Below are 14,677 nucleotides of genomic sequence, written 5' to 3'. Positions count from 1 at the left end.
CTTTCGACCCAATGGGATCCCCACCCCTGTCAGGGACCAGTACAGCACCGGACAGCGGCAGAAGGGGGCCGCACATCGCAATTGTCGGGAAAACAACGGCGACCGGGCGGACGAGCGGGGACCACCCGCCGTCCGGCTACTGCCGGGGCGCGCTCACCGCCGCCTGCGGCCGGATCGGCAGTCTGCTGACCGGCCGTCCGGTGGCCGCCCGTACGGCCGCGGCGACCGCCGCGGGGGAGGTCACCACCGGGACCGCGCTGACCGACTTCGCGCCGAAGGGGGCGACCACGTCGCGCTCCTCGACCAGCTTGACGATACGGATGTCGGGGGCGTCCAGCGCGGTCGGCAGCGGATAGCCGGTCAGGTCGGGGCGGCGGACGACGCCGCGGGAGGTGCGCAGGTTCTCCATCAGGGCCGCGCCGACGCCCTGCGTGACGCCCGCCTCGATCCTGGCCCGCAGCTGGCCCGGGTTGAGCACCCTGCCGACGTCCTGGGCGACCGACATCTCGACCACCCGTACCGCGCCCAGCTCGATGTCCACGTCGACCACGGCCCGCACCGCGCAGAACGCGAGCCCGACGAACGCGTCGCCCTGCCCGGTCTCGTCCAGCGGCTCGGTCGGGTGCGGGCGGCACTGCGCGGTCGCCCACAGCTCCTTGCCGTCCAGCGCCTCGGCGACGGTCGTGCTCAGCACCCCGTCGTACGAGGTGATCCTGCCGTCGGCGATGGCCAGCAGCTCCGTCGACATCCCGAAGGTGTGCGCGAGCGGTTGCAGCAGCTGGGTGCGGACCATCTTCGCGGCCCGCTCCACCGCCCCGCCGGAGACCCAGGTGTGCCGGCCGCGCGCGGCCGGGCCGGCCGGCGGCTGGTCGGTGTCGACCGAGGCGACGTGCACCTCTTCGATGCCGAGCGTCTCCTGGACGATCTGCCGGGCCAGCGTCGTGAAGCCCTGGCCGGTCTCGACGGCCGCGCAGATGACGGTCGCCACCGAGCCGCTGACCTTGACGGTCGCCGTGGACACCTCGTCGGCGCCCTCCGCGCCCAGCATGTGCACCATGCCCAGCGCGTAGCCGACGCCCCGGCGCACCGCGCTCGGCTCGCCCGCGCCCTCCGGGCCGCCCGGCAGCAGCCAGTCCTCCTCGGGGCCGTCCTTGGGCAGCGCGGGCAGCGGCGCGTCCCGTACGGCGCGCAGCAGTTCGGCGACCGGGGCGGGGCAGGTGACGGTCTGGCCGGTGGGCAGCAGGTCGCCGGTGGCCAGCACATTGCGCAGCCGCAGTTCGGCGGGATCGATGCCGAGCTTGGCCGCGAGCTTGTCCATCTGGCCCTCGTACGCGGCGCAGACCTGGAGCGCGCCCTCGCCGCGCAGGTGCCCGGACGGCGGGTTGTTGGTCCGCACCGCCCAGCCCTCGATGAAGGCGTGCGGCACGACGTAGGGGCCCGCGCCGAAGGCCACGGCGGCGGCCAGCGTCTCGGACGAGGAGTCGGCGTACGCGCCCGCGTCGAGCAGGATCTGCGCCTCGACCTTGACCAGCTTGCCCTCGGCGTCCGCGTGATGGCGGTAGCGGAGCAGCGCCGGGTGGCGGTGCGGGTGGCCGAGGAAGGACTCCTCGCGGGTGGCCGCGAGCTTGACCGGGCAGCCGGTGCGCAGCGCGAGCAGCCCGAGCGGCAGTTGCATGCCCGGGTCCTCACGGTCGGCGGTCGCACCCGGCACACCGGTGACGACGACCTTCACCCGCTCCGGCTCCAGGCCGTAGCAGGCGGCGGCCAGGTCGCGGTCGGCGTGCGGGTCGGTGGAGGCGGTGTAGATCTCCACGCCGCCGTCCGGGCGCGGCACGGCGAGCCCGGCCTCGGCGCCGATCGGGGCCGGGTCCTGGCGGCCTATGCGGTAGAGCCCCTCGACGATGACCTCGCCGACCGCGTCCTGGTCGCCGTAGCTGAGCGGGATGTGCCGGATGACGTTGCCGTCGGGGTGCAGCGGCTCGGCGGCGAACGCCTTCTCCGGGTCGGTGACCGGTTCCAGCACCTCGTACTCGACGGCGATGGCGGCGGCGGCGAGCCGGGCGGTGTCGGGGTGGTCGGCGGCGATGGCGGCGATCGGCTCGCCGTGGTGCCGGACGATCTCCTTCGCGAAGACGGGGCGGTCGGCGACCCTGCGGCCGTGCCCGGCGTCGCCCGGCACGTCGTGGTGGGTCACCACGGCCCGTACGCCCGGCATCTCGGCGGCGGCGGAGGTGTCGATGGAGACGATGCGGGCGTGCGGGTGCGGGGAGCGCAGGATCGCGGCCCACAGCAGGCCCTCGGCCCACAGGTCGGACGCGTAGGGGAAGGTGCCCTCGGCCTTGGCGATCAGGTCGGTGGGCAGCAGCGAGACGCCGAGTCCGTGCGGCGGCTGCTCGAAGGGCGCCGGGCCGTTCGCGGCGGGGGGCGCGGTGACGGCGGCGGCGCTGTCGGCCATTCCAGTCATGCCTGGCCTCCGGAGGGCGCGTTGGCGTTGCCTTGGCCGTTCTCATGGACGAAGCCGTGCCCGTTGACGGAGCCGTCCGGTCCTGTGGGGTAGGGGCCTGCGCCGTACGGGCCGCTCTGGTGCGGAATGCGCGCTGCGTTGTCAGCGGTATCGCGGGATTCGCCGTTGCCGCCTGATTCGTCCGGGTGTCCCGGCCGGCCCGCGCGGGCTTCCTCGTCGGCCGCGTCCGCTGCGGCTTCGGCCGTGCTGACCCGCTCCGCGACGACCTCGCGCACCGCGTCGACGACGCCCCGGTAGCCGGAGCAGCGGCAGAGGTTGCCGCAGACGGCCTGCCGGGTCTCCAGGTCGGTGGGGGCGTGGTTGCCCTCCAGCAGGTCGTGCACGGTCATCGCGAGTCCTGGCACGCAGAAGCCGCACTGCACGGCGCCGCAGTTGGCCAGCGCCCGCTGCACGTCGGACGGCGCGCCGTCCTGGGCCAGCCCCTCGACCGTACGGACCTCGGAGCCGGCGGCGGTGGCGGCCGGCACCAGGCAGGAGGCGACGAGCCGCCCGTCCACCTGCACCGAGCAGGCGCCGCACTCCCCTTGAGAGCAGCCGTCCTTGGCCCCGGCGAGGCCGAGGCGCTCGCGCAGGACGTAGAGCAGCGACTCGCCGATCCAGGCGTCGGTGACGGGACGGTCCGCGCCGTTCACCCGCAGCACGTAGGAGGCGTTCGGGTGCTCGCTGTGCGGGTCGGGGACTTCGGCGGCGTCACCGGCCGGGTCGGGGGCGAGCGCCTGGTCGTCGGTGCCGGAGCCGGGGTCGGGGTCGGGGTCGGTGTTGACGCCCGGGTCGGTGTTGACGCCCGGGTCGGGCTCGGCGTCGGCGAGTTCGGCCCTGGCGTCGTCGGCCTCGGTGGCCCGCGCGCTCTGTGGGCCGTCGTCGGCGGACTCGCCCGGGCCGGACGTCTGCCCGGGGCCGTCGGCACGGTCCGCGGGCGCGCCGGCGGGCGCGTCCGTGAACTGCGCGTTCGGTTCGGCCGGTTGCCCGGTGTGCTCCGGGGCTGCCGATGCGGAGTGCCCGCCGTCCTGCCGCTCGTGTTCGAGCGGGCCGGACAGGGGCGACCTGCGGGGATCGGACGAACGGGCGTCGGGCGGCCCGCTCTCGGAGGCGGCGGCCGAGCGGGGCTGCGGCAGGTCGCGTACGGCGTCGGACGGCCAGGCGTGCTGACCCGTACGGCCCGCGTCGGCCTGCCCGCCGCTGTGCCTGTCGGCGCTGTGCCCGTCGCCGCGAACATCCCTGCGGCCATCACCGCGCCCGTCGTTGACGGCGGGCCCTCGGTCGGGGCCGGGGCCGGCGCGCTGGACGTGCGGTCGCCCGTCGTCCGTGCCCGCGCCCGGGTCCGTCCGCCACGCGGGGTGCACGGCGGCGGAGCGGTCGTCCGGCGCGAAGGCGTGGGGCCCGCCGGGCCGCTCGGCCCCACTGACCCCGCCCGTTCCGCCGGTCCGTCCGAACTCGCCGGAGCCGGCTCCCGGTTCCGCGGGCGCGGCGGGCCCAGCGGGCCCGGACCAGTGGCCCGCGCCGGATGACGCGTCGGGCCAGCCGGGCGTCGGGGCTTCCGGCGCGTGGGCGTCGTGCCGGGGCGCGAAATCCCGTGAGTCGGGTGAGTCGCCCGAGGCGTCCGGGGGGAAGCGCCAGTGCCCGGTGGAGGCGGCCGCGTCGTACGGCTGCGGGTTCGCCGGGGCGGGGTAGCCGGAGTCGGCGGGGTAGTCGGCGGACGGCTGCGCCGCGCCGGGGAACGTCCACTGGCCGGTGCCCGTGCCGCCGTCGCCGGCCCGGCCGCCGTTGGGGTCGTAGTGCGGAGCAGGGGCGGACGGGTGGTCGCCGACGACGTACTCGCCGGACTCGTCCACGCCGTCGTCCGGCACGGAGGGGATCGACCACTGGCCGGTGGCGCCGCTCTCCGGGATGGGCCACTGGGCGGTGTCCGCGGGGTCCGGATCGCGGCGGACGGGCTCCGGCGCGCGGTACCCGGACCGGTCCGTCGGCCTGGTCGAACCGTCGGTGAACGGCGTCGACCACTGGTTCGTCGACCACTGCCCGGTCGCGCCCGGGTCGGTGCCGGCGCCCGGGGTCGCGGGCGGCGCGGCGTGCTGGCCGGGGGCCCTGGCGTCCGGGAAGGACGGCGGGGTGTAGCCGTGGCCGGGGGCGGCCAGCGGGTCGGAGCCGGGCGGCAGCGTGGCGAAGTCCATCAGGCCGGGCGGGAGCTGCACGAAGGCGGTCGCCTCCGCGTCGTACTCCGCACCCTGCGGCAGCGGCTGCCAGCCCTGCTCGGGGTACTGCTGCCTCGGGTCCGGGCCTTGATTCGGGTCCGGATATGGATTCGGGCCCGCGCCCGCGTCCGTCTCCGGACGCTGTTGCGGGCTGTCGGCGTCGCTCACGAGAGCGCCCTCCCAAGTGCGCGGCGGGCCAGGACGGCCACCGTACGCCGTAGATGCAGCGCGGCGGGCGGCAGCGCCGGAGCCGGTGCGCCGCCCTCGGGCGCGGGCTCCGGGTCGGGAATGCAGGCGGCGGCGACGTACTCGCCGAAGGCCGCGCAGGCCTCCGGGGCGAGCGAGCGGTCACCGTCCCAGTCGATGAGTCCGGCCACCCAGCGCTCGGCTTCGAGCGGCCGCAGCGGCATCGGCGCGACGGCGCCGACCGCGCAGCGCACTGTTCGCCGGGCCGGCTCCATGACGACGGCTACGGAGGCGGTGGCGCGGCCGGGGCCGGTGCGGCCGGTGGCTTTGAGGAAGGTCTGCGGGGCGTGCAGCAGCGGCACCCGTACGAAGCCGATGAGTTCACCGGGGCGCAGCATGTCGACGCCCGCGAGCAGGTGGCCGACGGGGGTCTCCCGGCGGGTGCCGTGCGGTCCGGCGATGATCAGCGTCGCTTCGAGGGCGGCGAGCACCGGGAGCGCGTCGCCGGTCGCGGCGGCGGTGACGATATTGCCGCCCAGGGTGCCCGCGTTGCGGATCTGCGGCGGTCCGGCGGCGCGGGCGGCGGCGGCGAGCGCGGGGATGAGCGCGGCGAAGTCGGGGCGGCCCATCCGGGCGTGGGTGAGGCCGGCGCCGAGCAGCGCGTGTCCGTCCTGGTACTGCCAGCCGCGGATCTCGCTGATCCGGCCGAGGCCGACGAGGGCGGCGGGCCGCAGCAGTCCGTCGTTGACGGCCGCCATCAGATCGGTGCCGCCCGCGACGGGAACGGCCGCGGGCATGGCGGCCAGCGCCGCGACGGCCTCGTCGAGCGAGGCCGGCAACGTCACCGATTGCGCCGCGTGCGTTGCGTGCGTGGTCAACCCAGCTGCCCCGTCCCCGGAGTCCCGGCTGTTGCGCCGTACGCTACGTGCTCACGGCCCGGACGTGGCAACTCTGGCACATCTTCCGGATCCGCCGACGCGAGGGTCCGCGAACCGGGTGGCGCGCGCTGGGCCGGGTGAGCGCCCGTTTTCCGGAGCTGTCACCGACGGGTGCGTATTGCCACTGTTCGGGAGCCTTGTGCGACTTACGCCGCAGAGGGTAACCACCGTCCCAGGGACGCGCGAAAGGGGCACGCGGGTTCCGTGACGGCTCACACGATCGGGGGCGGCCCGTCGATCGGGCGTCCGAGGCCGCCGCTCACGCCGTCCGGCATCGGACGGCGCTGCCAGGGGTGCGGGCCGCCGGGCGGCCGGTAGTCGACGCCGAGGGCGTCCAGCCGGGTGTAGTGGGCGGTCATCCGGCGCTCGAAGTCCGGGTAGTCGCGCGCCGCGGGCGCCGGGAGTTCGGACCAGGCGACCTCGGCGAACGCGGCGAGCCGGGGGAATGCCTGGTAGTCCACCCGCTGCGCGGTCTCCATGACTTCGGTCCAGACGTTGGCCTGGGCGCCGATGACACGCCGCGCCTGCTCGGCGTCGAGTTGCGGCGGCACCGGCTCGAAGTGGTAGACGTCCCGCAGGGTGCGGACATAGCCGATGGGCATCGGCTCGTCCTCGCCGTCCGCCTGCCGGTGGTCGAGGTAGACCTGCTGCTCGGGGCACATGACGACGTCGTGGCCCGCCTGCGCTGCGGCGATGCCGCCCGCGTAGCCGCGCCAGGAGGAGACCGCCGCGCCGGGGGCGAGACCGCCCTCCAGGATCTCGTCCCAGCCGATCAGCCGCCGGCCGCGCTCGGCGAGCCAGCCGTCGAAGTGCCGGATGAACCAGCTCTGCAACTCGTCCTCGTCCTTCAACCCCTGTTCCTTGATGCGGGCCTGAGCGGCCGCCGACTCGCGCCACTGATCCTTGGGGCACTCGTCGCCGCCGATGTGCACGAAGGCGCCCGGGAAGAGGTCGAGGACCTCCTCCAGCACGTGTTCGTAGAAGCGCAGGGTGGTGTCAGTGGGGGCGAGTACGTTCGGATTGACGCCCCAAGTGGTCCAGACGCCCAGGGAGGTGGTGTCGATGACGTCGGTGTTGCCCAGTTCGGGGTACGCGGCGATGGCGGCCTGCGAGTGGCCGGGGATGTCGATCTCCGGGACGACGCTGATATGCCGTTCGGCCGCGTAGGCGACGATCTCGCGGATGTCGTCCTGGGTGTAGTAACCGCCGTGCGGCTTCTCGTCCCACAGCGGTGACATCCGGTGTCCGTACTTGGTCCGCTCCCGCCAGCCGCCGACCTCGGTGAGCTTCGGGTAGCGCTTGATCTCGACGCGCCAGCCCTGGTCGTCGGTCAGATGCAGGTGCAGCACGTTGAGTTTGTGCTCGGCGAGCAGATCGAGGTAGCGCAGCACGCCGTCCTTCGGCATGAAGTGCCGGGCCACGTCGAGCATCAGCCCGCGCCAGCGGAACCGGGGCGCGTCCTCGACGCTGACGTACGGCACCGTCCACTCGCGCTCCGGGTCGGCCGCCGCGCGCCGGAACGCGTCCGGGCCGAGGAGTTGACGTAGCGTCCGGGTGCCCCAGAAGACGCCGGCGTCGCCGCCGCCGGTGATGCGCACGCCCTCGGCGTCCACGACGAGCCGGTAGCCCTCCGGGCCGAGTTCGTCGGCGACGGCCGGGTCCACGGCGGTGCGGATCGCCTCGTGCCGCCCGAGGTCGGGGACCGGGCCGCGCCCGAGCACGAAGCTGCCGGGCGCGCGGCGCAGGCTGCGGGGGGCGGGGATCAGTTCGTGGGAGCCGGGGTGGGAGGCGGGGTGGGAGCCGGGGTCGGTCATGCGATCAGTCCTTCACCGCGCCGCCGAGGCCCGAGACGAGCCGGCGCTGTACGAGTACGAAGAAGACCAGCACAGGGATGGTCATCACGGTCGATGCTGCCATGATCCCGCCCCAGTCGTTGCCCTCGTCCTTGAAGAAGACGAGCAGCGCCATCGGCAGCGTGGAGTTCTCCGTGGCGCTGATGATGAACGACTTGGCGAACAGGAAATCGTTCCAGGTGGAGATGAAGGAGAAGACGCTCGTCGCGACGAGTCCGGGGAAGACCAGCGGGAAGAGGATCTGCCACAGGAAGCGGCTGCGGCTCGCGCCGTCGATGAAGGCCGCCTCCTCCAGCGACTCCGGGACGGCCTTGACGAAGCCGCGCAGCATCCAGATCGCGAACGGCAGCGAGAAGGCGATGTGCGGCAGGATCAGCGAACCCAGCGTGTTGAGCCCGATCCCGGGCACGGTGTCGCCCAGGTCCCGCATCAGGAAGAACATCGGGATGGTCAGCGCCTCGATCGGCACCATCTGCGCGACCAGGAACATGATGAGCAGCGTGGTGCGGAACTTGAAGCGGAAGCGGGTGACGGCGGTCGCGGCGAGGAAGGCGATCAGCGCGGAGGCGATCACCACCGTCCCGGCCACCAGCAGGCTGTTGAGGAAGTAGCGGCCGAAGTCCTGCTGGTCGAAGACGCGCCGGAAGGCGTCCAGCGAGGGGTGCAGGGTCCAGGGCCGGGGCGAGTCGGACTGCACCTCGCCGGCCGGCTTGAAGGCGGAGAGCACCATCCAGTACAGCGGAAAGGCGACGACCGCGGCGACGACCAGCGCGGTCGCCTCGGCGGCCAGCCGCCACGGCCGCCGCACCCACGGCCGCCGCACCCGCAGCCGCCCGGCGAAACGGCCGGCGACCGGGCGGACGGCGACCGGGCCACCGGAAGCCGCGATGGGCGCGGGGACGGGCGCGGAACCGGGTACGGGAGCGGGTACGGGAGCGGGCGCGGAACCGGGTACGGGAGCGGGTACGGGAGCGGGCGCGGAACCGGGTACGGGAGCGGGTACGGGAGCGGGCGCGGAACCGGGTACGGGAGCGGGTACGGGAGCGGTCACAGCTCTTCTCCTTGCCGGCGCAGCAGCCGCAGATACCCGAGGGTGACGATGAGCAGGATCAGCAGCATGACGACGCCGATGGCCGACCCGAGGCTGTACTGCGAGGACGCGAACGCCTTCTGGTACGCGTAGACGTTGAGCGTGAGGTTCTGCCCCGCGATGCCGCCGCCGTTGGTCATCACATAGATCTGGGTGAAGACTTTGAAGTCCCAGATGATCGACTGGATGGTGACGACGATCAGGATCGGCCGCAGCATCGGGGCCATGACGCTGCGCCAGATCCGCCAGGCCGAGGCGCCGTCCAGCGAGGCCGCCTCCAGCACCTCCTCGGGGATCGCCCTGATCCCGGCGTAGAGGGTGACCATGACGAACGGGAACGAGCACCAGACCACTTCGAGCAGCACCAGCGCGAAGGCGCTGTAGCGGCCGTACGTCCAGGAGTAGTCGGCGAAGCCGCTCAGCCCGGCGCCGGTGAGGATCTTGTTGACCGGTCCGAAGTCGGGGTCGAAGAGGAAGACCCAGACGGTCGAGCCGGTGATGGCGGGGGTCGCCCACGCGCCGAGCGCGGCGAGCATCAGCGCCAGCCGCGGCACCGCCCGGATCCGGGTGAGCAGCACGGCGAGCGCGCAGCCGAGGGCGAGCGTGCAGAGCACGCAGGCGCCGGCGAAGGCCAGGGTGGCGACCAGCACCTGCCAGAACTGGCTGTCGCCGAAGAGTTCGGCGTAGTTGCCGAAGCCTTTGAAGGTCGTCGGCTCGCCACCGCTGACCTGCGCCTGGGTGTACTCCAGGAAGGAGATCAGCCCGAGTTGGTAGATCGGGTAGATGAGCAGCCCGGCGAGGACGACGAGCGCGGGGGCGAGGTAGAGCCAGGGGGTCCAGCCGCCGCGGCGGCCGGAGCCGGCGCTCTGCCGCCGCTCGGGCGGCCGGAGCCGCCGCCGTGCCGCCGCCGCGGGCTCGCGCGCGAGGGCGGCCTCGGCCGTCAGGTTCTGTGCCATCGGTCAGCCCGCGGACTTCTGGAAGGACTCGTCCATCTTCTTCGCCGCGTCGCCCGCCGCCGCGTCCACGCCCTGACGGCCGCTGACGACCTCCTGGAACATGTTCGGCAGCACCAGCGAGGCGTCGATGGTTGCCCAGCCGGGCGAGGCGGGGACGAACTTCGCGCCCGCGCCGAGGGTCCGTACGAACGGCTCGACGAACGGCTCCCGCTCGGCGACCTCCTTGCGCACGTCGGTGAAGGTCGGCAGGAAGCCCATCGCGTCGAACTGCTTGCGCTGGGTGTCCTTGCCCGCGAGCGACTTCATCAGGCTCACCGCGAGGGTGCGGTGCGAAGTGCTCTTGAGCACGCCGACGTTGTTGCCGCCCGCGAAGGCCGGGGCGATGTCGCCGGACTTGACGCCGGGCAGCGGCACGACCGCGTACTTCCCCTTGACCTTGCCGTCCTCGACGGCCTGGTGGTTGAAGTCGCCGCCGATGGCCATGCCGGCCTTGCCCGAGGAGAACGCCTCGATGGTGTCGTTGCCGCCCATCTCGGCGCACTTCGTCGCCGGGCAGTTGTCGTCGCCGAACAGCCGGGTGTACGCCTTGATGCCCTTGCGGGCGGCGGGGCTGTCGATGGCGGAGGTGTACGCGCCGCCCTTCTCGGTGGCGAGTTCGCCGCCGTTGGCCCAGATGAACGGCATGGCCCCGTAGGTGTACGCCCCGCCGACCACCAGCCCGTACAGCTCGGGGCGCTCCTCGCGGATCTTCTTGGCCGCGGCGACCAGCGCGGCCTGTGTCTTCGGCGGCTTGATCCCGAGGTCCTTGAAGACGTCGGTGCGGTAGTAGAGGGCCCGCACGCCCACGAAGAACGGCGCGCCGTAGATCTTGCCGTCCACCGTCACCGACTGCTTGGCGGTCGGGTCGGTGTCCGCTGCCTCGTCCCAGGCGGCGAACTCCTCGCTGACGTCGGCGAGTCCGCCGTCGTTGACGTAGCCGGCGGTGTCGGTGTTGCCGTACTCGATGAGGTCGGGCGCGCTCTTCGGGTCGTTGAAGGCGGCTTTGATCTTCTGCGCGCGGGTGTCGACCGGTATGTAGGCGACGTCGACCTTGACGTCCTCGTGCCGCTGCTCGAAAGCGGTGACCGCGCTGTTGACCACGGCCTGCTTGGGCTTGTTGTTGACCTCTTGGAAGAGCCAGACGCGCAGGGTGCCGCTCTTCTCGTCCGTCTTCGAGCTGTTGTCGGAGGTGGACGGGGCGCAGGCGGTGGCGGTGAGCCCGGCCAGGGCGAGCGCCGCCGCCGAAGCGACGATTCGGGCAGAGAGCTTCACGGAGGGACTCCCACGGGTCGGTGTTGCACCATACGCAACGGTCGTTTCGTGCTGCACAACACGCAGGAGACTAGAAGGGGTTGGCCGACCGGACAAGAGGTGTTCGAAAGGTCTCTACCACTCTGTGACCAGCAGCAGCGCAGGATGCAACGGAAACGGCCCCCGAAGCACGCGAAAGCGCACTTCGGGGGCCGTTTCGGACGTCACGCCGACAAGCCGGCGAACGGACAGGCAGCGGGGGCGCTACTTCTTGTCGCCCTTACCGCCCTTGCCGTCCTTGCCCTTGTCGCCACCGGCGCCCATGGTCTCGAAAATCTCCTTGCACATCGGGCACACCGGGTACTTCTTCGGATCGCGGCCCGGAACCCAGACCTTGCCGCAGAGGGCCACGACAGGCGTGCCCTCCAGCGCGCTCGCCATGATCTTGTCCTTCTGGACGTAATGGGCGAAGCGCTCGTGGTCCCCGTCACCGTGGGACACCTGCGGTGTCGGCTCGACCAGGGTTCCGATGCCCGCACCGCGCTCGGGCTCAGCCGCGCGCTCGGGCTCAAGAGTGCTCATGGTTTCCAAGAGTACCCAAGGTGGGTCCGGTCAGTTGAGGCTCGGGGGCGCTTGTCGCGCCGCCGGCCGTCCCGGAGGGGACGCGTACCGCCGTCAGGGCGTGCAGCAGCAGGCCGAGGGCCGCCACGCCGGCCGCGATCCACGGCAGGACGTACGGGGCGAGGCCCGCCGCGAGGGCGAGCCCGCCCAGCGCGGAGCCGACGGCGCTGCCGAGGTAGAGCGCGGAGTTGTTGAGCGCCAGCACCACCGGACCCCGGTCCGGGCGCAACGCGAGCAGCCGGTGCTGCTGGGGGACCTGGAGTGCCCAGCCGCCCGCGCCCCAGACGACGAGCGCGAGCCCCGCCGCGAGCGGTACGGACGCGAGGGCCGGCAGCAGCGCCTGGGCCAGCGCGATCAGCGCGAGCACCGAGCCGACCAGCAGCAGGACCCGTCCCCCACGGTCCACGAGCGGGCCCACGAGAACGCTGCCCAGCACTCCGCCGACGCCCCACGCCCACAGGTACGGGCTGACCTCGTGGACGCCGCCCGCCGATTCGAGGACCGGGGCGAGGTACGTGTAGAGGCCGAGGCTGGCGACCGCGGCGAAAAAGGACACCGCGATGACGGGGGCCACGGCGCGGTCCGCGACGACGGCCAGCCGCTCCCGCGCCGGTATCCGCGCGGCCCTCGGCATCGACGGCATCGGCGGCAGCAGGACGGCGAGGCCGCTGAGCGCGATCGCGCCCAGCGCCGTGACCAGCCAGAGCGTGGCGCGCCAGCCGGTGTGCTCGGCGAGCAGCACGCCCAGCGGCACGCCGAGCACCGTGCCGGTGCTCATCCCGCCCATGACCAGGGCGAGGGCCCGGCCGCGCCGCTCGGCCGGGACCATCGAGGAGGCGGCGGCGGTGGACAGCGCCGAGTAGAGCCCCGCGCCCGCTCCAGCGACCACCCGGGCCAGCAGCAGCAGTGCGAAGGTCGGCGCGAGCGCCGTCAGCGCGTTGGCGACGGTGAACAGCGCGAGCGCGCCGATCAGAGCGGCGCGCGGCCCGCGCCCCGAGAGCAGCCCGGCGAAGAGCGGCGCGGACACGGCGTAGGCCAGGGTGAAGGCCGTGACCAGCTGGCCGGCGAGAGCGACCGCCGTCCCCGTGTCGTCGGCGATGGCGGGCAGCAGCCCGGCCATGACGTAGGCGTCCAGCCCGAGGGTGAAGGACCCCAGGGCCAATAGCAGGACCTTGCGCACGATGATTCCCCGCAGTCGTCGGTCGTCCGGTGTGTGATGGCCGGGACGCTAGGCGGGGCCGGGAGGCGGACGGAAATGCCTCCGGAGGTGCACTTATGCTCACTCGGCATGAGTGCTGTGAGTGATGCGGGCGATGCGAATGTGCGCGACGCGACCGCCCTGAGTGACGTCCCCGGTGTCGAACTCCGCCATCTGCGCTGCTTCACCGCCGTCGTCGAGGAGCGGAGCTTCACCCACGCCGCCGGCCGGCTCGGCATCGGCCAGCCCGCGCTGACCCGCACCGTCCAGTCCCTGGAAGCGGCCCTCGGCGCCCGGCTGCTGGAGCGCACCACCCGACGCGTCGACCCGACGCCGGCCGGCCTGCGCCTGTATGACGAGCTGACCGGACTACTCCCCCGTCTCGACGACGCGCTGCGCGCGCCCTGCCGCGAGTCCGTGCTGCGGCTCGGCTTCACCTGGCTGCTTCCGGCGGAGTGCGCGCGGCTCGTCGAGGAGTTCAAGCGGGCCACGGGCGCGGGCGTACGGCTCGTACGGCGGGACGCGGCCACGGCCGGGCTGGACACCGGGGAGACGGACGTGGCGGTGCTGCGCGGCGAGCCCGCTGACCCGGCGACGGGCGGCGGCGAGCGCAGCCGGGTGCTGTACCACGAGGACCGGGTGGCCGCCGTCTCGCGCACGTCCACGCTGGCCCGGCGGCGCGTGCTGGACTGGTCGGAGCTGGCCGGGCTGCCGCTGGTCGTCAATACGGTCAGCGGTACTACCCGGCCCGACCTGTGGCCCGAGGGCGCTCGGCCGCGGGTGGCCTGCACGGCCGGGAACTTCGACGAGTGGGTGGAGTCCGTGGCCGCGGACCACGGGGTCGGGGTCGCGCCGCGGTCCGTCGCCGGGCGCTATACGCACCCCGGGGTGCGGTTCGTACGGCTGAAGAACGCGCCGCCGGTGCCTGTGCGCATCGCGATCCCGGCGCTCGGCGCGCATCCGCTGGCCGAACGACTCCTGGGGCTGGTCGGCGGAGAGGCCGGCGCGTAAGGGACGACCGGTGCGGCCTGGATTCCACCGGACCGGCCGCCCCCACAGCCGAACCCCACAGCCGCCCCATCAGCCCGGCCCGCTCAGCCGCTCCCCGTCAGTTGAGGCTCGCGTCATCCGGATAGGTGGCCACCATCGCCAGCTCGCTGCGCTGCCGTCGCAGCACGGAGCGCCAGAGCCGCTCGGGGTCGGGCGAGGAGACGTCGCCGGGCTCCGACTCGACGACGTACCACGCGCCGTCGGTCAGCTCCTCGCGCAGCTGGCCGGGGCCCCAGCCGGCGTAACCGGCGAAGATCCGCAGCGAGCCCAGGGCGGCGGCCAGCAGCTCGGGGGGCGCGTCCAGGTCGACGAGGCCGATCGCGCCGTGCACCCGCCGCCAGCCCAGCGGGCCGTCCCCGGCGACCGCGGCGCCCTGTGAGGCGTGCGGCTCGCCCGGCACGACCGCGAGGGCCAGCGCCGAGTCGAGCGAGACCGGGCCGCCCTGGAAGACCACGCCGGGCTCGCCGGCCAGGCCCGCCCAGGACGCCAGGATGTCGCCCACCCCGACCGGCGTGGGGCGGTTGAGCACGACGCCGAGCGAGCCCTCCTCGTCGTGGTCGAGGAGCAGCACCACCGCGCGGTCGAAGTTCGGGTCCGCCAGCGCCGGAGTCGCCACGAGCAGCCGGCCTGTGAGCGAGGACACCTCGGTCATGGGCACATGATCCCGCAGATCCGGCCGCGGCGGGGAGTCAACGGCGGCTCACGTGCGAGAGCAGCCGGGGCGTACGACAGCAACGGGGGCGCGCCGGCGCGCCCGGGCGGCGGCCGGCGGCCACAGA

At 73.6% G+C, this 14,677-nt stretch carries 11 protein-coding genes; 1 reads left to right on the top strand and 10 read right to left on the bottom strand.

Translation table 11 applies throughout. The features are described from left to right. Window positions 1-136: 136 nt before the first annotated feature. The 9 genes from QMK28_RS01885 to QMK28_RS01845 all read right to left on the bottom strand — a co-directional run bounded on the left by QMK28_RS01885 (window position 137) and on the right by QMK28_RS01845 (window position 12,830). Window positions 137-2,464, bottom strand: a complete 2,328-nt coding sequence (locus QMK28_RS01885; protein WP_443050495.1) for a xanthine dehydrogenase family protein molybdopterin-binding subunit — start codon at window positions 2,462-2,464, stop codon at window positions 137-139. Then, window positions 2,461-4,884, bottom strand: coding sequence for a (2Fe-2S)-binding protein (locus tag QMK28_RS01880; RefSeq protein WP_326435174.1), 2,424 nt, complete (start codon window positions 4,882-4,884; stop codon window positions 2,461-2,463). Before QMK28_RS01880 ends, QMK28_RS01885 begins: the two co-directional genes overlap by 4 nt. Continuing rightward, window positions 4,881-5,780, bottom strand: coding sequence for an FAD binding domain-containing protein (locus QMK28_RS01875; RefSeq protein WP_326435173.1), 900 nt, complete (start codon window positions 5,778-5,780; stop codon window positions 4,881-4,883). The genes QMK28_RS01880 and QMK28_RS01875 overlap by 4 nt, the downstream gene beginning before the upstream one ends. Window positions 5,781-6,052: 272 nt before the next feature. Beyond that, a complete protein-coding gene (locus tag QMK28_RS01870; RefSeq protein WP_326435172.1) occupies window positions 6,053-7,654 on the bottom strand; it encodes a beta-N-acetylhexosaminidase in 1,602 nt (533 codons plus the stop codon). A 4-nt stretch (window positions 7,655-7,658) separates the two neighbouring features. Further along, window positions 7,659-8,522 (bottom strand): carbohydrate ABC transporter permease, encoded by an 864-nt coding sequence (locus tag QMK28_RS01865; protein WP_326435279.1) that lies wholly within the window; start codon window positions 8,520-8,522, stop codon window positions 7,659-7,661. A gap of 218 nt (window positions 8,523-8,740) precedes the next feature. Beyond that, complete coding sequence (locus QMK28_RS01860; RefSeq protein ID WP_326435171.1) at window positions 8,741-9,739, bottom strand: carbohydrate ABC transporter permease; 999 nt, start codon at window positions 9,737-9,739, stop codon at window positions 8,741-8,743. 3 nt (window positions 9,740-9,742) lie between these two features. Next, a complete protein-coding gene (locus tag QMK28_RS01855) occupies window positions 9,743-11,050 on the bottom strand; it encodes an extracellular solute-binding protein (protein ID WP_326435170.1) in 1,308 nt (435 codons plus the stop codon). A 243-nt stretch (window positions 11,051-11,293) separates the two neighbouring features. Further along, a complete protein-coding gene (locus QMK28_RS01850; RefSeq protein WP_326435169.1) occupies window positions 11,294-11,611 on the bottom strand; it encodes a DUF3039 domain-containing protein in 318 nt (105 codons plus the stop codon). Next, window positions 11,598-12,830 (bottom strand): MFS transporter, encoded by a 1,233-nt coding sequence (locus QMK28_RS01845; protein WP_326435168.1) that lies wholly within the window; start codon window positions 12,828-12,830, stop codon window positions 11,598-11,600. Before QMK28_RS01845 ends, QMK28_RS01850 begins: the two co-directional genes overlap by 14 nt. A 108-nt stretch (window positions 12,831-12,938) precedes the next feature. Between QMK28_RS01845 and QMK28_RS01840 the strand changes: the two genes are divergently transcribed. Next, window positions 12,939-13,859, top strand: a complete 921-nt coding sequence (locus QMK28_RS01840) for a LysR family transcriptional regulator (protein WP_326435167.1) — start codon at window positions 12,939-12,941, stop codon at window positions 13,857-13,859. 97 nt (window positions 13,860-13,956) lie between these two features. On the opposite strand, the gene QMK28_RS01835 is transcribed toward QMK28_RS01840, so the two are convergent. Continuing rightward, window positions 13,957-14,550, bottom strand: coding sequence for a YqgE/AlgH family protein (locus QMK28_RS01835; RefSeq protein ID WP_326435166.1), 594 nt, complete (start codon window positions 14,548-14,550; stop codon window positions 13,957-13,959). Window positions 14,551-14,677 lie beyond the last annotated feature (127 nt).

Source organism: Streptomyces sp. H27-D2, assembly GCF_035828615.1.
GTDB lineage: Bacteria > Actinomycetota > Actinomycetes > Streptomycetales > Streptomycetaceae > Streptomyces.
This window is presented reverse-complemented; position numbering and strand designations above follow the sequence as displayed.

Coding starts and splice junctions, on each gene's coding strand:
- QMK28_RS01860 (WP_326435171.1), bottom strand. CDS start 9,739: ATGGCACAGAACCTGACGGCCGAGGCCGCCCTCGCGCGCGAGCCCGCG.
- QMK28_RS01835 (WP_326435166.1), bottom strand. CDS start 14,550: ATGACCGAGGTGTCCTCGCTCACAGGCCGGCTGCTCGTGGCGACTCCG.
- QMK28_RS01840 (WP_326435167.1), top strand. CDS start 12,939: ATGAGTGCTGTGAGTGATGCGGGCGATGCGAATGTGCGCGACGCGACC.
- QMK28_RS01885 (WP_443050495.1), bottom strand. CDS start 2,464: ATGACTGGAATGGCCGACAGCGCCGCCGCCGTCACCGCGCCCCCCGCC.
- QMK28_RS01850 (WP_326435169.1), bottom strand. CDS start 11,611: ATGAGCACTCTTGAGCCCGAGCGCGCGGCTGAGCCCGAGCGCGGTGCG.
- QMK28_RS01870 (WP_326435172.1), bottom strand. CDS start 7,654: ATGACCGACCCCGGCTCCCACCCCGCCTCCCACCCCGGCTCCCACGAA.